Source organism: Flavobacterium sp. GNP011 (assembly GCF_056428925.1).
Genome location: NZ_JBWJVJ010000002.1, coordinates 104,273 through 128,030 on the forward strand (window position 1 = coordinate 104,273; position 23,758 = coordinate 128,030).

A 23,758-nucleotide genomic window follows, 5' to 3' on the forward strand; every position below is an offset into this window, starting at 1 on the left:
AATAATTAAAAACAATAAATTATTCTTTTACATCACCGCATTAGAAACCCTAGGTTTGTATTCCTTAGCGATATCTGCAATTAACTTGATGTGTGCTGGTGTTGTTCCGCAACAACCGCCTATAATGTTGACCAAATTATCGTCTAAATATTCTTTGATAAAAGCTTGCATCTGTTCTGGTGTTTCGTCGTATTCTCCAAAGGCGTTGGGCAATCCTGCATTAGGATGCGCCGATACGTTGAACGACGTGTTCTGTGACAAGGTTTGTAAATACGGTTTCAATAAATCGGCACCAAGTGCGCAATTGAATCCTACGCTCAACAACGGTATGTGCGATACTGAAACTAAAAAAGCCTCAACCGTTTGTCCCGAAAGTGTTCTTCCAGATGCATCGGTAATCGTTCCTGAAACCATAATTGGAATATCAAGATTACGTTCGCCTTTTACCTCTTCAATGGCAAAAAGTGCTGCTTTGGCATTTAAGGTATCAAAAATAGTTTCTACCAAAAGTAAATCGCAACCACCATCCATAAGCGCTTCTACTTGTTGCTTGTACGCAATGCGCAAATCATCAAAAGTTACGGCTCTGTAACCTGGGTCGTTTACATCTGGCGACATGCTTGCTGTTCTGTTCGTGGGTCCAATGGAACCCGCAACAAAACGAGGTTTGTCTGGATTTTTAGCGGTAAAATCATCGGCTACTTCTCGGGCTATTTTTGCCGACTCATAGTTCAATTCATACACATATTCTTCCAGATAATAATCGGCCATACCGATCGTGGTTCCTGAGAAGGTATTGGTTTCAACAATATCAGCTCCAGCTTCAAAATAAGCGGCATGAACGTCTTTTATGGCTTGTGGCTGAGTGAGCGACAATAAATCGTTGTTTCCTTTTAGCGAATGCGGAAAATCTTTGAAACGTTCTCCTCTAAAATCCTCTTCGGAGAAATTGTAACGTTGCAACATGGTTCCCATAGCTCCATCAAGGATGAGTATTCTTTCTAAAAGAGCCCCCCTAACCCCCGAAGGGGGAGTTACTGCTGATGCTTTCATAATATTTGACATAACTTATGATAATTAAAATCTAGAAAATATTCTAAATCTATACTTTTGAATAATAATTACAAAAGTTCACTATTTTAACTCTTTAGCCCCGATTGCAGTGAAAATCCTTTTATTTTTTTCTTTAAAAAATAAAAGATTACTTCACTAAACTTTCATTTTAAACGGAGTTCAGTGAACTTCGTTTGTAACGGAAAGCGGGAACGATTATGACTGAAAAGCGCCATTTATCTGCTCTAAAAAATTCGATATGTTGTCAAGAAAAGGTTTGAGAAATACTGTAGAAGTATTCTTGTGTTATCTATCTTTGATACTGATTGTATAAAGTAGAATGTAGCACCTTCTTTAAAAAATAAAGGGTTGCTAAGGTTTCATTGGGTCTTTCCCTCCGCCTTTCGTGATAACTTTCAATAAATATAGGAACAGTGCAAAGGAACGACATAGCGCTAACAATTGCAAGTATTTTTTTTAAAGATTCTTAGGTAGTTTGTTGCAAAACTTTAAAATAAAAAAAGGTTCTGAATTCCTAAGATTTTAACCAATCTTAGCAACTCAGAACCTTTGTAACTCTGCAACTTTATTTACACTATTGCTTTTACAACCGCTTTTGGAGCTTCTTTACGAGTTCCGTCAAAACCATCTACACCAGAAACGGTAGTATATTTTAACACATAACGCTTTCCTGGATTAATGATTTGGTAGGCCGCTTGACACATTAAAGTGGCTTCATGGAATCCACACAAGATCAATTTTAATTTTCCTGGATAGGTATTTACGTCACCAATGGCGAAAATTCCAGGAATATTGGTTTGGTAATCTAAAGAGTTATTTACTTTGATGGCGTTCTTTTCGATTTCTAATCCCCAGTCACCGATAGGACCTAACTTTGGCGTAAGACCAAAAAGCGGAATAAAATAATCGGTTTCGATGGTACGTTGTGCGCCGTTTTCCTCGACTACAACTGCCTCAAGATGTTCGGCACCTTTTAAACCTATTACTTCACCTGGTGTAATCATTTTAATTTTACCAGAAGTCTTTAACTCTTGTACTTTTTCTACAGAGTCTAAAGCTCCACGAAACTCGTTGCGACGGTGAATCAAAGTCACTTCTGAAGCTACATTTGCCAAGAATATACTCCAATCTAAAGCCGAATCTCCACCTCCAGCGATAACTACGCGCTTATCACGGAATTTTTCTGGATTTTTAATGAAGTATTTAATTCCTTTATCTTCGTAAAATTCGATGTCCTCAATCAATGGTTTTCTTGGTTCAAAACTACCTAATCCACCAGCAATAGCAATAACTGGTGCATGGAATTTCTTGCCTTTGTTTGAAGTCACAATAAATGTTCCGTCTTCTTGTTTTTCGATGGTTTCGGCACGTTCACCCAAGGTAAATCCTGGTTCGAACTGCTTGATTTGCTCCATTAAATTATCTACTAAATCACCAGCTAATACTTCTGGAAATCCAGGAATATCATAAATAGGTTTTTTAGGATATAACTCTGATAACTGCCCTCCTGCTTGTGGCAAAGCATCTAATATATGGCATTTTAATTTTAATAATCCTGCTTCAAAAACTGCAAATAAACCTGTTGGCCCTGCGCCAATAATGAGTATGTCTGTTTTAATCATTTTGATTTAATTTAGTATCCTTTGTTTTGCTTCCAATTGTAATTGTAGGCTGTAATGGAAATTGTTAATTGTGTTTATATATGTTATTGTATTGAACCTAGGAGCTCAATACTTTTATTTTAAATTGAGTACAAATATCACCATTCTGTTTAGTTAAAAAAACAGAAACTGATTATTAAGAACTATTACATCTTAGCTTTTTTCTATGAACTTGAGATTCTGTCTTGTGTTTACTTTGCTTTAAGCGTCTCGGTGATTTCATTCATTTTTTGAACTTTTTCCTCAAAATTACCTTTCAGCGTTTTTCGGTATTGATTGAGATTATCGACCATTTTATTGATATCGTCTGGAATTATTTCTTCAAAAAACTCTCGCAATCGTTTGGCTGTAGTGGGTGATTTTCCGTTGGTTGAAATGGCAATTTTTACATTCCCTTTGGTTACAATTCCGCCCAAATAATAATCACACAAAGGCGGTGTATCAGCAATATTACAAATCAAATATCTTTTTCGGGACAAATCATAAATCCTCTTGTTCACCTTCAAATCATCGGTGCAGGCAATCACCATGTGGCGTTTACGGAGCATCCAGCGATTGAATTTTTTGTAGGTCAACTTCACTGTTGGGTGGCTTGCCGCCAAGGTTTCTAACTCTGGTAAAAACCAAGGTGCTACTACCTCAACATTGGCATTAGGACTGGATTTCAACAGAAACGATAGTTTTTCTAAACCCACATTTCCGCCGCCCACAATGAGCACATTGAGGTTGTGTAATTTTAAAAAAATAGGATATAATTCGTTTCTCTCCACTGTTATTTTAATTCTTTGGCTATAAATTCTTCGTAAAAACCTTTTAATTTATTGCTCTCTTTAACCACCTCGCCAATGACGATAATGGCAGGCGAACTTAATTGTTGTTGCGTCACCACTTGCTCAATGGTGTTGATGGTTCCCACGCCAATTTTCTCTTGAGCGGTAGTTCCATTTTGAATAATGGCAACCGGTGTTTCACCTTTAGATTCATTTTGGAACAAATCGATAATCTGAGTGAGTTTGCTCATTCCCATCAAAATAACCACAGTTGCTGATGATTGTGCAGCCAAAGCCACATCATTTGACAATTTCCTGTCAGAAGTTGTGCCTGTAATTACCCAAAAACTTTCAGAAACGCCTCTTTTGGTCAATGAAATCCCTTGATAAGCCGGAACAGCAATAGAGGATGAAATTCCAGGCACCACCGCTGTAGGTATGCCAAAACTTTCTATAAAATCAATTTCTTCACTTCCGCGTCCAAAAATAAAAGGATCGCCTCCTTTTAAACGAACTACATGACCGTACGTCAAAGCATTGTCTACAATTAATTGGTTGATTTGATCTTGCGAATATTCATGACAGCCTTTGCGTTTGCCTACAAAAATCTTAATGGCTTTTTTGGGTGCATACGTCAAAATCTCCTCGTTGGCCAAGGCGTCGTACAATACCACATCCGCTTCTGCTAATGCTTTGGCGCCTTTGATCGTCAGTAAATCAGGATCGCCAGGACCTGCACCAACTAATGTTACGATGGGTTGTTTCTTGTTAAGCATCAGCTAAGTCTTTATTTCTATACGCTTCGATGGCATCAAAAAACACAATGGCATCTTGAATGTACTTTTTAGCAAATTCGGCAGAAGGTTCATTTTGATTGATTTGATACACAAGTTCTCGTAAAGAAGATTGCAATTGAATTGTATTTGTAGCCACAAAAACGGTATCAAACAAATCGATTATTCCCGCTTGGTGGTTTGTTTTTTGGTTTTCAGCCAGTAATAATGCTTTGGCTCCATTGACAAATCCGGCGTACGCCAAATAAATAGCATCCGACCATTTTGCATCTTCATAAGCTTCTTGAGCAAAAGTCAATTTTTCTTTCGCTTCAAATAATAAAGTAGCTACCAAGTCAATTACAACTCCCGCACATTCTCCTACCCCAACTGCTTTTACATAATTATCTGCATTTCCCCAGTCAATAAAATCAGCTTCGGTAAGATTGGTTACATCGGCTAATGGTTTCAAAAATTCGTAGAAATATTTTTCGCCTTGAGCGTCATAATAATTCAAGAACGATTGTCCGTTTGCATTGGCTTCAAAATCATTTAAAATCAATCGCAAAGCATCTGGACCTCTTCGGCTCGGGATTTTGATTACTTTATCAGAGAATCTTCCAGATCCGTTTCCTAAGTTTCCACCGCCTAATAAAACTTGCAAGGCTGGGGCTACTAATTTTCCCGCATTGATTGACATTCCTTGAAATCCAATTTCGGCCATATTATGTTGCCCGCAAGCATTCATACAACCACTAATTTTAATAGTAATTTCACGGTTGTTGCTGTACTGCGGATATTCAGTAGTTAAAACGCGTTCTAACTCTACTGCAATTCCAGTGCTGCTCGCAATTCCTAAGTTACACGTATCAGTACCTGGACAAGCTGTAATATCAGCAATCGTGTTGTAGCCTGTGGTTACAAAATCTAATTTGGCTAATTCTTGGTAAAAGAAAGGAAGGTTTTCCTCTTTTACATGACGAATTAAAATATCTTGGCGCAACGTAAAACGCAATTCGTTTGCTGCATAATTTTTTATCAAATGCGCTAATTCTCTCGCTTTATCAGTATAAAAATCACCTAATTGTACTTTGATTCCAATGGCCACATAACCCGCTTGTTTTTGCGGAATTACATTTGATTTTTTCCACGCTTCAAAAGCTACTGTATCTTCAATTTCGACTTTTGGAACTTCTAATAAAGGCGCTGCAATAGCACCCTCAAAAGCAGTGGTGTCAATTTCGACTGTATGCAGTGACAACGCTTTTTTCTCTTCGTCTACCAATCGTAAAAATTCGTCTTTCCCTATTTCTTTCAACAAAAATTTCAAACGTGCTTTTAAACGTTTGGCTCTTTCACCGTAGCGGTCAAAAATTCTTAAAATCCCTTCGGTAGTTGGAATGATTTGATTGGCCGGAATAAACTTTGTCAGCAATTCAGCATGACTCGGTTGTGAACCTAAACCTCCACCTAACATTACTTTGAAACCTTTTACACCGTCTACAATTTTTGGAATAAATCCTAAATCGTGTAAATAACTCAAACCGGTATCTTTATCTGATGATGAAAAAGACATTTTGAATTTACGTCCCATTTCTTGACAAACCGGATTTCTCAAGAAAAATTGAAACATCGCATGCGCATACGGAGACACATCAAAAGGTTCCTCTGGATCAATTCCTGCTGTTTCGCTAGCGGTAATATTTCGAACTGTGTTTCCACAAGCTTCTCTTAAGGTAACATCGTCTTTTTCTAACTCAGCCCAAAGTTGCGGTGTTCTATCTAAACTCACGTAATGAATTTGGATATCTTGACGCGTTGTAATGTGCAAACGCCCTGTTGAATACTCATCAGAAACTTTTGTGATGCGCACGAGTTGCTCGCTAGTTACTTTACCAAAAGGTAATTTAATACGAATCATTTGCACGCCTTCCTGACGCTGCCCGTAAACGCCTCGTGCCAAACGCAGACTACGAAAACGCTCGTCATCAATTTTTCCGTCACGGAATAAAGCAATTTTTCTTTCTAAATCGATTATGTCTTTTTGAACAATCGGATCTTCAATTTCGGTTCTAAAACTTTCCATTTGTTATAAGCTATTAGCTATTAGCTTTGGGCTGTTAGCTGTTTATGAAATTCATTTTACATTTTTGCTGAAGGCTTAAAGCCAATAGCTAAAGGTTATTTTATAAATCCTACTCCTGCTGTTGTGTTGGTTGTTGCATCAATTAAGATGAAGGCGCCGTTTGATTTATTATCGTTATACGCATCAAAATAAATGGCTTTGCTTAACTTAATATTTACTTCGCCAATTTCGTTGATGGCTAGTTGAGAAGCTTCTGTTGTTCCTGAGAAATCAGTTGCAATCACATTTTTCACACTGTCAATCTTAGCCAAAACTCTGTTGGTATTGTGTTGTACAAAATATTTAGCACCAGGAACCAACTTTTTACTGTCCATCCAGCATACGGTGGTGTTGATGTCTTTCTCTACTTTTGGCAATTCAGATGATTTTACAATCATGTCGCCTCTAGTTACATTGATATCATTTTCTAATTCAATGGTTATCGACGAGCCCACAGTTGCTTCCTCAAATTGCTTATCAAAAAAGTGAATATTTGTCACCACTGATTCTGTTAAAGAAGGCAGCACCGTTACCGCATCACCCACTTTGATATTATTTCCATACAATTTTCCGGCATAACCTCTAAAATCGTGGTATTCTTCTGTTTTTGGTCGGATTACGGTTTGAACAGGGAAACGCGCTTTACCTTTTTCATAAACATCGGCTGGTTCTAAAGCTTCCAGATGCTCCAGAATGGTTTGTCCTTGGTACCAAGGCATTCCTCCTAATGATTCTACTACATTATCACCTGTCAAAGCACTTAACGGTATGTAACTCACGTTTTGTTCTTTGAAAGTACTTTTAGCATTTAAGGCTTCAAAATCCGCTTTGATTTTATTAAAAACTTCTTCTGAATAATCCACCAAATCCATTTTGTTGATCGCCACAATAACTTCTTTTACTCTCAATAAATTATTGATAAAAAAGTGGCGGTAGGTTTGCTCAATTACGCCTTTACGAGCATCAATTAAAATGATCGATACTTGCGAGGTCGAAGCTCCTGTAACCATGTTACGCGTATACTCTACGTGACCAGGAGTATCAGCAATGATGTAACTTTTTTTGGCTGTCGAAAAATAAATATGCGCCACATCAATGGTAATTCCTTGTTCTCTTTCGGCTACTAAACCGTCCGTAGCCAAAGAAAAATCTAAATAATCATATCCTTTTTGCTTGCTGCTTTTTTCGATTGCTTCCAGCTTATCTGTTGTCAACGATTGTGTATCATACAATAACCTCCCAATCAAGGTACTCTTACCGTCATCTACACTTCCTGCTGTTGCTATTTTTAAAACTTCCATTTTAATATTTTTGTTTCAGGTTTAAAGTTTCAAGTTTTAAAAACTCCTTACCTTAAATCTTTTAATTTTTAAATCCTTAAATCTTTCAATTGGTATTCTAAAAGTATCCTTGTTGTTTTCTTTTTTCCATCGCTGCTTCTGAACGTTTGTCGTCGATTCTAGCGCCTCTTTCTGAAATTGTTGAAGATCTGATTTCACCCACTACTTCAGAAATTGTTGCTGCGTAAGAATCAACTGCTGCCGTACAACTCATGTCACCTACCGTTCTAAAACGAACAATACGTTCTACAATTTCTTCGTTTTCTTCTTGGTAAACAAATGGAGAGTGAGACCAAATCATACCATCACGTAAGAATACTTTACGCTTATGCGAAAAATAAATCGATGGAATTTCAATTTGCTCTTGTTCGATATAACTCCACACATCTAGCTCAGTCCAGTTCGAAATTGGAAAAACACGTACGTTTTGACCGTTCTCTATTTTTCCGTTCAACAAATCGAACAATTCAGGACGCTGATTTTTTTCATCCCATTGACCAAAATCATCTCGTACCGAAAAAATTCGCTCTTTGGCTCTGGCTTTTTCCTCGTCACGACGTGCTCCACCAATACATGCATCAAATTTAAATTCTTCGATAGCATCTAAAAGTGTTGTGGTTTGCAAGCTGTTTCTGCTAGAATATTTTCCGGTTTCTTCGACAACTTTTCCTTGATCAATCGCATCTTGTACATTGCGCACAATTAGTTCTAATCCTAGCTCAGCAACCAATTTATCTCTGAACTCAATGGTTTCAGGAAAATTATGCCCTGTATCTACGTGCAACAATGGGAACGGAATCTTAGCTGGAAAAAAAGCTTTTTGCGCCAAGCGAACTAACGTAATCGAATCTTTTCCACCCGAAAAAAGCAACACAGGTTTGTCAAACTGAGAAATTACCTCTCTGAAAATATATATCGCTTCGCTTTCTAAAGCGTTTGTTTTTAATACTGAACTCATATTTTTATTGTAAAGATTTAAACGATTGAAAAATTTAAAGATTCCAACAATCATTTATAATTTATAATTCATAATTATTTCTGGTGCAACCCGCATTCTTTATGACTGGATTCCCACCACCATCTTCCGGCTCTGATGTCTTCATCTGGAGTGATGGCTCTCGTACAGGGTGCACAACCAATGCTCACAAATCCTTTTTTATGTAATGCATTTTGCGGTACATTATTTTTTTCTAAATAATCTTCTACTTCTTGCAAAGTCCATTTTAAGAGGGGATTGAATTTAATAATCTCAAAATGTGCATCGTATTCAAAAAGTGCCAAATCATTTCTGTTTTCGGATTGCTCTGCTCTCAAACCAGTTATCCAGACCGAATTTCCTTTTAAAGCTTTGCGTAAAGGAACTACTTTTCGAATGGAGCAACATTCTTTTCTATTCTCAACTGATTCGTAAAAACTATTAGGTCCTTTAGTCTCTAATAAATTTTCTACTGCAGCTGCCTCTGGAAAAAATACTTTAATATTTTGATTGTATTTTTTTTGAGTTTTATGAAAAACATCATACGTTTCTTGAAACAATCGACCTGTATCCAATGTGAAAATTTGAACCCCAGCACCACTATTGGCAATCATTGCTGTAACTACTTGGTCTTCTTGACCAAAAGAGGTCGAAAAAACAACTTTATCTTTATATTCTGCAGCTAAATAAACAAACGTTTCCTCTAAACTAAGGTCTTTTGTATGCACTACTAATGCCGCTACTAATTCTTTACTCATAATCTTATTTCGTTTTACAGCAGTTTTGACAAGGTTTTTAAACTCAAAAGAATAATTAAAACACCTACTAATATCATCATTGATTTCCTTGGAATCTTATTCACTAAAAATGCGGCTAACGGAGCTGCCATTACTCCTCCTAAAATCAATCCAATAATTACTTGCCATCCTTGAATACCTCCAAAAAGCATAAATGTTACTCCACTTGAAAAAGCTACTGCAAACTCTGCTGCATTCACCGAGCCAATTGTATATCTTGGATTTCGTCCATTTCCTAATAAAGTAGAAGTCACTATCGGTCCCCAACCTCCGCCTCCTACAGCATCCATAAAACCACCAAAAGTTGCCAGAATACCTAGTTTTTTAGTTTTCTTTTTTACCAGATTCTTTTTTAATGCTTTCCTAATAATGATGACTGCTAACCCAATCATGTACAAAGCGATAAATGGTTTTATCACTTCTCCATCAATCACATCCGACAACAAATAGGCTCCAGTAATAGAACCCAAAACACCTGGAATTAACAAATGTCTTACTAGCTTTTTGTTGATATTTCCAAAACGATGGTGTGAAATTGCCGAAGCTCCAGTTGTAAACATTTCAGCAACGTGAACACCTGTACTACTAATAGCAGGCGGAATTCCGTAAGCTAATAAAAATGAAGTTGAAGTTGCTCCGTAACCCATTCCTAACGTTCCATCTACTAACTGTGCAAATACTCCAATACAGAAAAAAATTAAAAACTCTTGATCAAAACCGGCTATCAAGCCATCCACTGAAAATTCATCATGGTGGTTGTACACTAATGTTGCCAATAATCCTATCAACAAAATTGCAGGAACAAGCACCCATAATCGTTCTACAAAACTTGTCGCAGGGCTTTCGGTATTATTATTCACTTTTAATTCTTTATTCATTCCTTTCAATTCAACAAAATTCAATTTAAAAACTTTTACCCTATCGGGTTACTAGATTATTGTGCAAAAATAACATATTTACTTTAATTACAAAACATTTTTCTAATTAAAACTTAAAATGCAATATCAGCTAAACTATTATTTTCCAAAACCATAAGCGTATTATCACGCACTTCGGTCATTAATTTACGAACGGCGCAAGTGGCTTCATTTGTACAATCGTCACAAGGCTCATAAAAATTATGACTGGCACACGGCAACAAGGCGATAGGCCCTTCAAGAATGCGATATACTTTGGCCATGCTGATGTCCTTCGGTTCTTTTATCAAGTAATAACCGCCGCCTTTTCCTTTTTTGGCTCCCAAAAAACCAGAATGGCGCAACAACAATAAAATACTCTCTAAAAATTTGAGTGAGATATTTTCAGATTTGGCAATATCCGCAATCGCAACAGGAGTTTGGTCTTCTCGGCGCGCCAAAAAGGTCAATGCTTTGATACCGTATTTTGTTTTTTTTGAGAGCATAATCTATTTTTGATTGTGGATTAACGATCATTGATCTTTGCGTTAACAAAAACGAATAACGTTCGATTTAATTTTAGAGAAAGTATACCAACACCAAAACTACAATCTAAAATCGTTAATCCCAAATCTGAAATCTTACGAAAGAGCCTGCTCCAAATCGGCAATTACATCAGTTACGGTTTCTAAACCTACTGAAACACGCACTAATCCATCGGTAATACTCACCGCCAAACGTTCTTCGACAGACAATTTACTGTGCGTTGTTGAAGCTGGATGCGTAACAATAGTTCTGGTATCACCTAAATTTGGCGAAAGCGAACACAATTTAATTTTATCTAGGAAAGCTCTTCCAGCTTCTAATCCTCCTTTGATTTCAAAAGCAACAATATTTCCGCCTAACTTCATTTGCTTTTGTGCGATTTCATATTGAGGATGCGATTTTAAAAAAGGGTATTTCACTTTATTCACCTGAGGATGATTCTCTAAAAACTCCGCTACTTTTAAGGCATTTTCACAATGTCTATCTAATCGAATGGCTAATGTTTCTAAACTTTTAGACAAGACCCACGCATTAAAAGGAGATAAAGCTGGACCTGTAAGTCGGGAAAACAAATAGATTTTCTGAATCAAATCAGCATCCCCAACTGTTATTCCGCCCAAAACGCGACCTTGACCATCCATTAATTTGGTAGCAGAATGCACCACTAAATGCGCTCCCCATTTGATAGGTTGCTGCAAATAAGGCGTTGCGAAACAATTATCAATTATTAAAATTAAATTGTGCTTTTTGGCAATATTTCCTAGCAATTCCAAATCAATGATATCAACCGCAGGATTGGTTGGTGACTCTGCAAAAAGAATTTTTGTATCAGGAGTAATCAAACCTTCAATAGTCTCGGGTTGATTGATGTCAAAATACGAGGTTTGTATGTTCCATTTTGGAAAATAATTGATAAACAACGAGTGTGTTGCACCAAAAACACTGCTCGAAGAAACAATATGATCCCCTGAACTTAATAGAGCAGCCATAGTAGAATACACCGCAGCCATACCTGATGCAAAGGCAAAACCAGCTGCAGCTCCTTCCATAGCGCATACTTTGCTAATAAATTCGTTGTTATTTGGGTTGCTGTAACGACTGTAAATATTCCTGTCTTTTTCCTCTGCAAATGAGGCACGCATGTCTTCGGCATCTTCAAATACAAAACTAGACGTGAGGTATAAAGGTACCGAATGCTCTAAATATTGTGTTCTTTCTAACTGATTGCGTATGGCTTGGGTTTCGAAACCAAATTCTTGTTCGTTCATTTTAATAAGCTTTTAGCTATTGGCTTTTAGCTTCTAGCTAATACCCAATGCATATTATTAATATTTTGTTTTGTTGCTAAAAGCTAATGACTAATCGCTAAGAGCTTTTCCGTTCAAAACTACCTTATAATGTATGGTTGCCGTTGGTTCTAATGTTTTGGAAACCGAGCAGTACTTTTCAAAAGAAAGTTGTGCGGCTTTTGCGGCTTTGTCTTCCTTGATATCACCTTCTAAATAAAACACCACATGGATATTTTTAAAAGGTTTTGCTTCTCCAACTTGTACGCGTTCGCCTTCAACTTCAGCTTTGAAAGACGTGATTTCTTGACGTTGTTTTTTTAAAATCGAAATCATATCAATGGCGCTACATCCAGCAACTCCCATCAATACTAATTCCATCGGACTGGCACCCATATCATTTCCTCCATATTCAGGACGGCTGTCTACGTTTACCAAATGCCCTCTTTCGTTTTTTAATTCGAAATGGAAATTATCGTTTACTCTGTTTAATGTTATTTTCATATTATTCCCCTCCACGACCCTTTCGCCTTGGCGTAAAGGGAGCTAAGACTGGAGGTAAGTCTTGTTTTAAATTATTATTTTTTATCTTCTAATTTACCAAAATAGCATAAATCATCCTCTTCTAAATTAGTTTTACCAATCATATCTTTTCTAATTTCTAAATAAATACTTTTTCTACTATTTGCATCAAAAAAACCTCCTGTTTCCTCCTTAATTCTTTTCAAGATGCTATCTGGTATAGTAATATAAGCTTTCGCATAAACTAAATTCCATTCCCTAAAATATTCATCCTCTGACAAACCTCCTTTTCTTGAAAGAATTGACTCTATTGCTTCGATAAACTCTTCATATCGCTTTCTCTTAATTTCCCTTATTTCCTCATCTTTTTTAGACTTTGAACCAAGACTTACATCAATCTTCTTTGTTATAAAATAAGCTATAATTCCTCCCGAAAAAGACCAAAGCCAGTTTAATTTATTCAAAAATTCTAAAACTTCATTTAAATCCATATTTTAATACTTTTCCATAATTAACTTTAAAAATCAAAATTCCTTAGTCTGCAATCTCAGATCTTTTAATTCCCCCTTCGGGGGTTAGGGGGCTAACCTTTATCAGACAACCTTAGAATATCACCAAAAACACCTCTAGCCGTTACAGCTGATCCTGCGCCTGCGCCTTGAATTACAATTGGTCGGTCTCCATACGATTCAGTGTAAATTTCGAAGAAAGAATCTGAACCTTTCAATCCGCCCAAAGCCGTATCTGATGGCACCGAAACTAATTTTACTTCTAGATTTCCTTTGTCATTTTGCAAATCTCCCGATAATTCTCCAATGTAACGCAACACGTGATTCGGTTTTTGATCAGCTTTTATTTTTGCATAAATAGGATCAAACTCCGTCAATTTATTCAAAAACTCTCCTACATCTCCGCTACGCAAATGTTCTGGAATTAAATTTTGAATCGAAATTTCTTCAAACTCATTTTGCAAGTCTAATTCTCTAGCCAAAATCAATAATTTTCGACCTACATCATTTCCGCATAAATCCTCTCTTGGATCTGGCTCGGTATATCCGTTATCGATGGCTTCTTTTAAAATTTCGCTAAACGGCGCATCTTTGGCCGAAAAATTATTGAACAAATAACTCAATGTTCCGGAGAAAACTCCTTTAATCTTTGTGATATTTTCACCAGAAAGGTGCAACAATTTAATAGTATCAATCAACGGCAATCCTGCTCCAACATTGGTTTCATAAAGATACGTCTTTTGGTTTTCTGCCAGAACTTTTCTCAATTTTTTATAAAAACTATAACTCAACGTATTGGCTACTTTGTTTGATGAAATCAAATCGAAACTATTTTCTACTAACGAAATGTAATTCTTGACAAAATCAGCACTTGCAGTATTATCAATAGCAATTAAATTCTCTAAATGATGCTCATTTGCGTAGGCAATCACATCATCAATTGTATACGAGAATCCGTTGGTTTGAATTTCGTTTTTCCAGTTGGGTGTCACACCGTTTTTATTCAAAAGTACATTTTTAGAATTGGCAATCGCAAAGACATTCAATTTGATGTCTTTTCTTTTTTCAATGGCTGCTGCCGATTCTAAAATTTGATTTATCAAGGTGCCTCCCACCAAACCGTGACCAAAAACAGCAATATTTATTTTCTTGGCTACGCCAAAAATCTCTCCGTGAATCACATTCAAGGCTTTGTGAAGTTGTGATTTTTTTACGACCAAACTCACATTCTTGCCCGTCACCGTATTATTGAAGAGAATTGGAACTATTTTATTCTTGATTAAAGCCGTGTAAGGTTTGTGAAACGTGCTTAAATCCTGCCCAATAATAGAGATGACAGCTACATCATCAGCAACAGTTATTTTATTGACATCTTTCGAATAGAAATCATTTTCGAATTCCTTTTCCAATTCAATCATGGCCGTAGTAGCTTTGTCAGCAGCCACAACCAAGCCTATTCCACGCTCTGATGAACCTTGCGAAATGATACTCACACTAATATTATTGTCGCCCATTACTCTAAAAATTCGAGCATCGACACCTGTTTTCCCAAGTAAACCTCTTCCTTCTAGATTTACCAAAGCCACATTTTCAAGAACCGAAAGCGTTTTAATTCCTTCCTTGTTAGAGTTGGAAGTAATTAAAGTCCCTTTATTTTCATGATTGAAAGTATTTAAAATTCGAAGCGGAATATTTTTTTCTAATAGTGGAATGATGGTTTTGGCGTGCAGAATTGTGGCACCAAAATTTGCAATCTCATTCGCCTCATTAAACGATAAGTGATCAATTTTCTTAGCATCTACAACTAAATCAGGATTGGCAGTATAAATTCCGTCAACGTGTGTGTAATTTTGTAATTCATCGGCATTTAAATAATTCGCAATCAACGAAGCGGTATAATTACTCCCGTTTCTGCCTAGAGTTGTAGCATCATTATTAGTGGTAGAACCAATAAAACCTGTGATTACATTTACCGTATTTTCGGTGTTTTGCTTGAAAAAAGCAACCACATTTTTCTTCGAAAGCTGTTCTAAGGGTTGTGCATCACCAAATTTAGCGTCCGTTTTTATCAATTCACGCGTATCGGTAAAACGAGCATGGATTCCATTTTCTATAAGTATGGCCGTTAGTAATTTTGCCGAAAGCAATTCGCCTTTAGACAAAATTTGGTCTTTGATTTTTTTGCTGTAATCGCCAATCAGACTTACACCTTCAAACAATTTTTCTAAAATAGTAAACTCTTCAGACAAATCAACAGCGTCGTAAATATCTTGCTGGTAGGTTTTGAAATCTTCAAAAAGTGGCTTGTAATCTCCGTTTTGAGAAGCAATGGTTAAAATTTGTTCCAACTCATCCGTAGCATTACCGCGTGCCGAAACCACAATTGCAATTTTCTCGCCCTGATTTACTTTGTCTGTTATTATGGCAACCACCTTATTTAATCCGTCACCATTTGATAACGACTTACCTCCAAATTTTAATATTTTCATTGTGTTGTATTTTTAGCTTAGAATAAATCCTGAAGCAAATTGTGTAATTGTTTGTATTCTATCAAAAAAGCATCGTGTCCGTGAATGGAAACTATTTCTTGATAACTGACTTTTTTATTTAATTTTTGTAATGTTTGAAAAGTGGTTTTGTTTTCACTTGCGGTAAAAAACAAATCCGAATTGATGGCAATGATGTGAATTTCTGCCGTTACAGCTTCGATTGTATTTTCAAACGAAGACCTATTGCGAGTGACATCAATGGTTTTCAATAATTGATTCATGATTTTATAGGATGCCAATTGAAAACGCTGTTGCAATTTTTCGCCATGATGCAACAACCAACTTTCAACATTAAAAATGGCTATCTCCTCATTAATTGTTCGCTGAAATTTTGCCGCAAATGATTCTGGAGTTCTATAACATAACATCGCGTGCGCGCGGGCATCTTGAATAGGTTTAGATGAATTATTAAGAATTTGTTCTTGCAAAAAACAATTGGCAATAAGCCAGTCTGTAGCTTTCCAATCGGTAGCAATAGGAATTAATTTTTGGGTTATTGTTGGTTCTAATGCAACCATTTCCCAAGCAATTCCGCCACCCACAGAACCTCCAATAATGGCGTAGAGATTTTTAACCTCAAGCAAATGAAGGCCTTTTATAAAAATTCTAGCGATGTCTCTTGCTGTAAAATCAAGATAATTTTCAATTACAGCGCCATCAAATCCATTTCCGGGAACATTAAAAGCAAGTACGGTATATTTTGTAGTATCAATAGTTTTGTTGGCGCCAATTAAGTCATTCCACCAACCATTATCGCCCACCACCTGCGAATTTCCGGTTAGCGCATGATTGACCAAAACGATGGGAGCTGTATACAAAGGCAACCCAAAAACTTGATAACTTAAGTTTAGGATAGCATAAATTGCACCCGACTCCGTGGTGAAATTGTGTAATGTAATTGTTGTTGGTTTATTTTCCAATTTCAAATCTGTTATAATTAGGACTTGTGTTTGGAAATATTAGAAAGAAAGCTAGGTGTTATCTAGACAAATTCTTAGTGTTATCTTTCCACGATGGGCGTGGTAGAATGCAGCACCTTCTCCGATAAATCGAAGGGTTGCTAAGGCTTCATCGGGTCTAATCCCTCTGCCTTTCTTTATAACATTTCAATACAGTTGTGAACTTTGTGAGTGCAAATAAAGCACTAATTTTTATTCTGAGCAAATTTTTCTGCAAAGTTTAGACTGAATTAATTTTGCGGTATTCGCAAAAGTATGCAAAAAGCAAGCTGTTTTAACAAAGAAATATGTCGTTTTAGACCAAAACTCCGTTAAAACAGCAACCATAATTTAAAATGTATTTCCTCACAAGTTAAAATACATTTGCAATCACTAGATAAAAAGGACATCATTTTCCTTAGAATACATTAAAAAAAGTAATGAATTTGGCACTGCCTTAAGTGCAATATCATCATTTGTATCCATCTCAAATCTAGGATGAACTAGCTCATTTACCACTGGAGCAGTAGTGTTACTTTTTTTTGACCCCCATAATCCTTGCCTTATTAAAAGGATTGCTTTACTAAAATAATTGTTGTTTTTCATTGTTGTTCATTTTAAGTTATTAATTGTGTACTGATTATTTTTCCTTTTTAGTATCAACTTCAATACCAGTTTTTACTATGATTTAATTTTTATTGTATTTTTTTATTCTTTTTTGTTCCTAATCTTGAAAAAAACTTTCATCAAATGCTATTTTTTTTATTCTCTAAAAATTGCAGTAGTGCTAAAAGCAACAAACCCCTTTTAGATACGAATCCAAAAGGGGTTTAGTTTTATCAACCTGTCCTTTCGGGGTCACGATATATCAAATAGTACAACAGCACAAATAGGCGCTATTGCATACATTTTTTGTTGGCATTTTAGTGTATTCATAAATTTTTATTCTTAGTGGTATTTCAAAAAAAAAGCTTCCCAAATATTGGGAAGCTTTACTATATAATTTAGTTCAAATTATGCAATAAGCAACCCTCAGGAATTTCCCTGTGCGACCTTTAACATATTGCAAATAAATGATTTCATGATTACTTATTTTGATTATCAAATATCGCAAATGTTTTTTAAAGTACAAAATTTTTATGTCGCTAATTTTGTTTTTGATTTAAAAAATATTTCCGAAAGATAAAACAGTAAAAAAAAGTTAAGATTAATATGCAATTCAAAATGGTTTCATACCTTTGCACCCAAATACAAGAGGAAAAATTTGAACTGATTGCAACCTCTTCATAATGAAATTAATTCATTGTGAATACTGAATAATTTTCAGTAAAAAAATGCTAAAGCAGGAACTCTCCTTTAGACCTTTTCAGCAATTATTTTTTCTCGCTTAATTTTATAAAATAATAAAACTTATGGCCTATTTATTTACGTCAGAATCTGTGAGCGAAGGACATCCAGACAAAATTGCAGATCAAATTTCAGACGCATTAATTGATAACTTTCTAGCATTTGATGCTGAATCAAAAGTAGCTTGTGAAACTTTAGTAACTACTGGCCAAGTTATTTTGGCTGGTGAGGTTAAATCAAATACATACTTAGATGTGCAAAATATTGCACGTGAAGTGATTCGAAAAATTGGTTATACCAAAAGTGAATACATGTTTGAAGCCAATTCATGCGGTATTCTCTCTGCTATTCACGAACAATCTGCTGATATAAATCAAGGTGTTGACAGAGCAAGCAAAGAAGAGCAAGGCGCTGGTGACCAAGGAATGATGTTTGGTTATGCAACTAACGAGACTGAAAATTACATGCCATTGGCACTTGATTTGTCTCACAAATTATTGCAAGAATTAGCTGTTTTGCGTCGTGAAAATAACGAAATTACGTATTTGCGTCCTGATGCAAAATCGCAAGTAACTTTAGAATACAGCGACGATAACAAACCAACTCGTATTGATGCGATTGTTATCTCTACGCAACACGATGATTTTGACGAAGAAGCTACTATGCTTGCTAAAATCAAAAAAGACATTATCGAAATATTGATCCCAAGAATCATTGCTAAAAATCCGGAGCATGCTCATTTATTTAATGATGCTATTCAGTACCACATTAACCCAACAGGGAAATTCGTAATTGGAGGACCTCACGGAGATACTGGACTTACAGGAAGAAAAATCATTGTAGATACTTACGGTGGAAAAGGAGCTCACGGTGGTGGTGCTTTTTCTGGAAAAGATCCAAGTAAAGTAGACCGTTCTGCTGCTTATGCAACACGTCATATTGCTAAAAACTTAGTTGCAGCTGGTGTTGCCGATGAGATTTTGGTACAAGTATCATACGCAATTGGTGTGGCTAAGCCAATGGGAATTTTTATTGATACCTATGGAACTTCAAAAGTAAATTTGACCAACGGTGAAATTGCTAAAAAAGTAGAAGCTATCTTCGATATGCGCCCGTACTTCATCGAACAACGATTAAAATTAAGAAACCCAATTTATAGCGAAACTGCTGCTTACGGACACATGGGACGTACTCCAGAAACCGTAACTAAGACTTTCTCTGCTCCAGGTGGATTAACAAAAACAGTTGAAGTAGAATTGTTTACTTGGGAAAAATTAGATTTTGTAGATCAAGTAAAAACTGCTTTTGGATTGTAAAAAGTATCTTTATATATTAAAATTGCCATTTCGATAAATTTTCGAAATGGCATTTTTTATTTTAGATAAACGAACTATTCCTTTAAATTCTTAATTAATTTTCCACTTTCTAATTACTAAAAACAACTACTTCCTTTTATAGATTACCCCTTTCACTTGGTATATATTGAATATAAATCAATCTGTTTTAACCAAAAAAAATTGACTAATACGTTATTATATTGTTTCTAGTTTATAGATGAAAATTTCTAAAGATAAACAATAATCAAGTCCTCTTTAACTCAATCAGAATTCATCGTTGGGATTTTACTTTAATTTTGAAACTAACATCACAACCTATAATATTATTTGTCAAATATTTCAATTTGTCATTAGTCCACTCATCTGGATATTTATTCCCTTTTATCCACAATGGGATCTGAAAATTAGAAACATTCTCAGAAAAAGTGAATAAATCTGAGACAGACTTATATACGTTATTAAGATCATCGCTATCGGTTGTGTTGTCTACAGCATTTCTCTCGACAACAATTAAGCTAACACAAACACCATTTTTAGAAAATTGAATTTTATACTTTTCTAAGTCAAAATATCTTTTAAAAAAATTGCCTTTTGTCTCACCTACAACATTCACAACTTCAATAAGATCACCAGGTGTATTAGTTGAAACATTGTATTCATAGAAATTAAATATAAAATGAGTTAAAACGGTTTGCTTGTAGCTATTGTGTTTTGTCTCAAAATTAACCGAAATATCTTTTAGAAACCCATCCTTTTCTAAACTATTATTGATTAAAATACACTCCCTGTGTTTCAAAAGATTACGGTTGAATGTAGATGCCTCTTTTACTGGTAATGCAATAACTGAATATGATACTTTTTTATCATACACAGTTACTGAATCAAGTTCTATTGGCACTGGCAATAACGCAATATTTAGGTTATAATCTTTATTCTCCTTATATTTAGATAGGTCAACTGATATCGATTGATATCCTAAATAAGAAACAGTCATTAGCCCATCTACTTTATTTAACTTATAACGAAACAATCCCTGATCATTACTTAAAAACCCAGTTTTAGATTTAATTAAATTAAAATTAACGTAACCAATGGGTCTATCGTTAAGGGAATCTCGAACCACTCCCGAAATTGTTTGTGAAAAAACAATACCTCTACAACAAAGTATAACAACTGTCATGAATACAAGTTTTATAAATTTCATATTTTATTTAAAATATTTGAGTCGAATCTGATTAAAGTTTAGATTTAATTATTTACTTTTTTATTTGTATTTTAAATCATACTCTTTCATTTTTCACGAAAAAGCTAAGAACTCCAAAAAATCGTAAGAATAATTTTATGCTACAAACATAGAAAAAAAGAATTACAAACCACACAGCAAAAGATTTCAAAATTAATCACTGATGAAACACTAATAAAAACGAATCAAAAAATTTATTCTGTTGACTAAGTTAAACCTACTTTTGGATTGTAAAAAATCAAAACAAAGTATATAAAAAAGGGGATTTAGCTACAACTAAATCCCCTTTTGTTTCGAAATAAAACCTATAAATTATACTTTACAATAAAGGTTACAAAGCGAGGCAAAATTCTACTTTCATTCGCATTAAAACCATTTACACTAAAAGAGTTGTTCAATCTAGATCTGGTGTTCAATAAATTGTTTACTTGAATTCGATATTCAAATTTCGAGTCTTTTTTGATGTAATTCAAACTTGCCGTCATGATTTTGAAATCGTTTGTAATGCCGTTGGTTTCATTTTTAAAACGATTAAATGCATAATCCCAGTTGACATTTAAACCATTCAAGAAATAATAATTTAATTTTACTGTTGGAGTTTGAGTTGTAAATTTATTTGATGCTTGCTCTGAGAAATTCACACGATAACCCAAATCTACGTTTGGATATTTTTTGAACTGCGTTGCAAAAGCCAAATTGTATCCGTGATTCACATTTTCGATCCCTTGAATAAATTCCTGAGTTGCTCCGTTACTAACTCTTCTGTTCAAAACAAAATTCTTACTCCAACTTGCATTAACTCCTGCCGTTAATTTATAGTACTTTTGAAAACTTTTAGAGTAAAATACATTTCCGTTCAAGTTTTCATTTTCGGCGTCCAAATTCAAACGATCCGAAGTGGAATAAATACTTTGAAAAGAAACTCCATTGACTACTGGATCTTTGGTCGTTGTATAACTGATGTTTGCAAAAATCGTAGTAAAATTATACAAGTTGTACTTAGAATAATTCAATCGATGGCTGGTAATAAGTGAGTTTTCTAATTTTGCATTTCCTCGTGATAAACTGTTAAAATTGGTAAAGATAAAACCTTCAACCAAGGCATTTACATCGTTAAAACCGTTTCGAACATTGAAATTATAGGTCAAATTTTCAGATTTTTTTAAATCCCAACGCGCAAACATATCAGGCAATAATCTAGTAAAATTAAGTTTGAATGGCGATGCAAATTGCTCATTAGAAGTATTGTATTGATGCACAGAAAATCCAGGGTTAAAGGTAAACTTACCTCTAATAAACTTATAATGCAACCCTATAAAAGCATCATTAAAATGATAACGCACATCATTATTATAGGCCGCTTGCTCCACCGGATTTACTGAATTATCTTGAAGAATTTGCAAGATACTCGAATTATACGATTGAAAAGCATTCGTATTTCCCGCTGTTACATTCAATATACTTTTGTTCGAAATTTGATAAAAATAATCGATTTTAGCATCTAGTTTATTGGTTTTAACAAAACGAGATTGCTCGATATTCAGCGCATTTTCGTTTACAAAAACAGCGCTTGGATCGTTCGGATTTGTCGAATTTGCATTTTGATACGGATTTACCGAAAGTTGCGGATTGTAAAATGGATCTTCATCCTCGTAATGATGTTGCATTTCCAGTACACATGTAGACTTTGGATTTTGCGTGTAAAACAAGTTCAAACTCTGGTTGAAAGAGGCTGGTGCTTGTTTTTGAAAAGCAATAACTGTATTATTATTAGTTACCGTATTTCCGTTTGAAGTAGAAGTGAAATTAGTTTGACTGTTGTCTACATCTTGTTGGTCATTTTTTCTAAAGAACGCGTCATAATCCAGTTGAAAGCTATCATTAGCTTTGTACTTAGAACCAAATTTGGCAATGAAAGCATTGTTTTTGGAATCTGTTCTGTTTTTTCTATTTTCTAAAGTAGCAATGTTGGTCGTGTTCGGTTCAAAAATACCACGTTCTGAATTGGTAATAGACTGATTAAACGTAGAAGAATAGGCTGCAAAACTAGATAGAGTCCATTTTTTTGAAACGGAGTGATTCAAATTTAACGCCCCAAATTTGTCACTCGCCTTGGCTACATTATCACCACCAGAAAGTCCAAAGAAATTTCGGTTTAAGGTAAGAGAAGTTCCACTTCGACCAATCGTATTTCGAGCACCACCCGTTATCCTGAAAAAATCAGCAGAAGTCAATGATACCTCACCAATATTATTCAAATTCACAATGGCGTTGATACTTGTTTTTGGGGAGTAGTAAAATACTTTTGGGTTAAAGAGATATCCTTTATCATTAGCCAATCCTCCACTCACGTCACCAAACCAAAACTTATCTTTTCCTTTTTTAAGTTTGATGTTCAGTGCAATATCATCATTGTTGTTTTCAAGTCCTTTCATTTGCGATACTTCGTTGAAATTACGCAGTACTTGCACTTTATCAACCGCATCAGACGGAATGTTTTTAGAACCTAGTTTCGTATCTCCTTCCATAAAGGGCTTGCCATTTACAAACAACTTAGCCACTTTTTTCCCTTCAACTTGTACTTGTCCATCAGCCATTACTTCAAACCCAGGTAGCTTTTTGAATACGTCTTCCAACTTGCGCTCTTCACCTGTTTTAAACGAATCTGTATTATAAACAATGGTATCCCCTTTGATGGAAACAGGCATTTCGCGTACAATTTCAACACCGTCTAATTCAATACCACCAGTTTCCATGGTAATATTTTGAACCATATTTTCGGCAAGTGTAGTTACAGTGACTTCTTTATTTTGCATTCCCAAATAACTTAGTTTGATTACATAAGTTGTATTGGATTTAAGATTTAAGGTAAACTTTCCTTTATCCGTAGTTATGGCGTACGCATCCATGGCTTTGGTCGTTTGGTTCACCGCCATCACATTGGCCATTTCCAACGGCAGTTTTGTTTTGTCCTGAACCAATCCTTCCAAACGGATATTTTGTGCAAAAGAAATTGAGACCGTTATGAAGGCGATCAGTAATAAAATTTTTCTCATTTTAATTGGGTAT

The 23,758-nt window shown here is 35.3% G+C and carries 19 protein-coding genes and 2 riboswitches; of the genes, 1 reads left to right on the forward strand and 18 read right to left on the reverse strand.

Annotation, left to right across the window (positions count from 1 at the left end):
• Positions 1 to 27: 27 nt before the first annotated feature.
• The 16 genes from AC061E_RS03075 to AC061E_RS03150 all read right to left on the reverse strand — a co-directional run bounded on the left by AC061E_RS03075 (position 28) and on the right by AC061E_RS03150 (position 17,368).
• Positions 28 to 1,053 (reverse strand): homocysteine S-methyltransferase family protein, encoded by a 1,026-nt coding sequence (locus AC061E_RS03075; RefSeq protein ID WP_478285113.1) that lies wholly within the window; start codon positions 1,051 to 1,053, stop codon positions 28 to 30.
• 303 nt (positions 1,054 to 1,356) lie between these two features.
• A riboswitch (SAM riboswitch) is annotated at positions 1,357 to 1,469 on the reverse strand.
• 174 nt (positions 1,470 to 1,643) lie between these two features.
• Positions 1,644 to 2,696 carry an NAD(P)/FAD-dependent oxidoreductase gene (locus AC061E_RS03080; protein WP_478284946.1) on the reverse strand — a complete coding sequence of 351 codons (1,053 nt, stop codon included), beginning with the start codon at positions 2,694 to 2,696 and terminating at the stop codon, positions 1,644 to 1,646.
• A gap of 230 nt (positions 2,697 to 2,926) precedes the next feature.
• Positions 2,927 to 3,505, reverse strand: coding sequence for a precorrin-2 dehydrogenase/sirohydrochlorin ferrochelatase family protein (locus AC061E_RS03085; RefSeq protein ID WP_478284947.1), 579 nt, complete (start codon positions 3,503 to 3,505; stop codon positions 2,927 to 2,929).
• A gap of 2 nt (positions 3,506 to 3,507) precedes the next feature.
• Entirely contained in the window at positions 3,508 to 4,281 is a 774-nt protein-coding gene (gene cobA / locus AC061E_RS03090) for a uroporphyrinogen-III C-methyltransferase (RefSeq protein ID WP_478284948.1), read from the reverse strand.
• Positions 4,274 to 6,364: a ferredoxin-like domain-containing protein gene (locus AC061E_RS03095; RefSeq protein WP_478284949.1), complete on the reverse strand. Its 2,091-nt coding sequence runs from the start codon at positions 6,362 to 6,364 to the stop codon at positions 4,274 to 4,276. The genes cobA and AC061E_RS03095 overlap by 8 nt, the downstream gene beginning before the upstream one ends.
• A 95-nt stretch (positions 6,365 to 6,459) precedes the next feature.
• Positions 6,460 to 7,704, reverse strand: a complete 1,245-nt coding sequence (locus tag AC061E_RS03100) for a sulfate adenylyltransferase subunit 1 (protein ID WP_236363956.1) — start codon at positions 7,702 to 7,704, stop codon at positions 6,460 to 6,462.
• Positions 7,705 to 7,801: 97 nt separating this feature from the next.
• Complete coding sequence (cysD, locus tag AC061E_RS03105; RefSeq protein ID WP_086453338.1) at positions 7,802 to 8,701, reverse strand: sulfate adenylyltransferase subunit CysD; 900 nt, start codon at positions 8,699 to 8,701, stop codon at positions 7,802 to 7,804.
• A gap of 74 nt (positions 8,702 to 8,775) precedes the next feature.
• Positions 8,776 to 9,480, reverse strand: coding sequence for a phosphoadenylyl-sulfate reductase (locus AC061E_RS03110; protein WP_478285114.1), 705 nt, complete (start codon positions 9,478 to 9,480; stop codon positions 8,776 to 8,778).
• A gap of 11 nt (positions 9,481 to 9,491) precedes the next feature.
• A complete protein-coding gene (locus tag AC061E_RS03115; protein ID WP_166136111.1) occupies positions 9,492 to 10,394 on the reverse strand; it encodes a sulfite exporter TauE/SafE family protein in 903 nt (300 codons plus the stop codon).
• Positions 10,395 to 10,507: 113 nt separating this feature from the next.
• Positions 10,508 to 10,918: an RrF2 family transcriptional regulator gene (locus AC061E_RS03120; protein WP_478284950.1), complete on the reverse strand. Its 411-nt coding sequence runs from the start codon at positions 10,916 to 10,918 to the stop codon at positions 10,508 to 10,510.
• A gap of 135 nt (positions 10,919 to 11,053) precedes the next feature.
• A complete protein-coding gene (locus AC061E_RS03125; RefSeq protein WP_478284951.1) occupies positions 11,054 to 12,226 on the reverse strand; it encodes a trans-sulfuration enzyme family protein in 1,173 nt (390 codons plus the stop codon).
• A gap of 90 nt (positions 12,227 to 12,316) precedes the next feature.
• Positions 12,317 to 12,748: an OsmC family protein gene (locus tag AC061E_RS03130; protein ID WP_086453334.1), complete on the reverse strand. Its 432-nt coding sequence runs from the start codon at positions 12,746 to 12,748 to the stop codon at positions 12,317 to 12,319.
• Positions 12,749 to 12,822: 74 nt separating this feature from the next.
• Complete coding sequence (locus tag AC061E_RS03135; protein WP_478284952.1) at positions 12,823 to 13,257, reverse strand: hypothetical protein; 435 nt, start codon at positions 13,255 to 13,257, stop codon at positions 12,823 to 12,825.
• 92 nt (positions 13,258 to 13,349) lie between these two features.
• Entirely contained in the window at positions 13,350 to 15,764 is a 2,415-nt protein-coding gene (thrA, locus tag AC061E_RS03140) for a bifunctional aspartate kinase/homoserine dehydrogenase I (protein WP_478284953.1), read from the reverse strand.
• Between the two features lie 17 nt (positions 15,765 to 15,781).
• A complete protein-coding gene (locus tag AC061E_RS03145; RefSeq protein ID WP_478284954.1) occupies positions 15,782 to 16,744 on the reverse strand; it encodes an alpha/beta fold hydrolase in 963 nt (320 codons plus the stop codon).
• A gap of 77 nt (positions 16,745 to 16,821) precedes the next feature.
• Positions 16,822 to 16,929: riboswitch (SAM riboswitch) on the reverse strand.
• A 226-nt stretch (positions 16,930 to 17,155) separates the two neighbouring features.
• Positions 17,156 to 17,368 carry a hypothetical protein gene (locus tag AC061E_RS03150; RefSeq protein WP_086453330.1) on the reverse strand — a complete coding sequence of 71 codons (213 nt, stop codon included), beginning with the start codon at positions 17,366 to 17,368 and terminating at the stop codon, positions 17,156 to 17,158.
• 806 nt (positions 17,369 to 18,174) lie between these two features.
• On the opposite strand from AC061E_RS03150, the gene metK reads away from it, so the two are divergent.
• Positions 18,175 to 19,425, forward strand: a complete 1,251-nt coding sequence (gene metK, locus AC061E_RS03155; protein WP_478284955.1) for a methionine adenosyltransferase — start codon at positions 18,175 to 18,177, stop codon at positions 19,423 to 19,425.
• Positions 19,426 to 19,717: 292 nt separating this feature from the next.
• On the opposite strand, the gene AC061E_RS03160 is transcribed toward metK, so the two are convergent.
• Together AC061E_RS03160 and AC061E_RS03165 are read right to left on the reverse strand one after the other, a co-directional pair.
• A complete protein-coding gene (locus tag AC061E_RS03160) occupies positions 19,718 to 20,626 on the reverse strand; it encodes a carboxypeptidase-like regulatory domain-containing protein (protein ID WP_478284956.1) in 909 nt (302 codons plus the stop codon).
• 368 nt (positions 20,627 to 20,994) lie between these two features.
• On the reverse strand, positions 20,995 to 23,745 hold the full coding sequence (locus tag AC061E_RS03165) for a carboxypeptidase regulatory-like domain-containing protein (protein ID WP_478284957.1): 2,751 nt from the start codon (positions 23,743 to 23,745) through the stop codon (positions 20,995 to 20,997).
• Between the last annotated feature and the right edge of the window lie 13 nt (positions 23,746 to 23,758).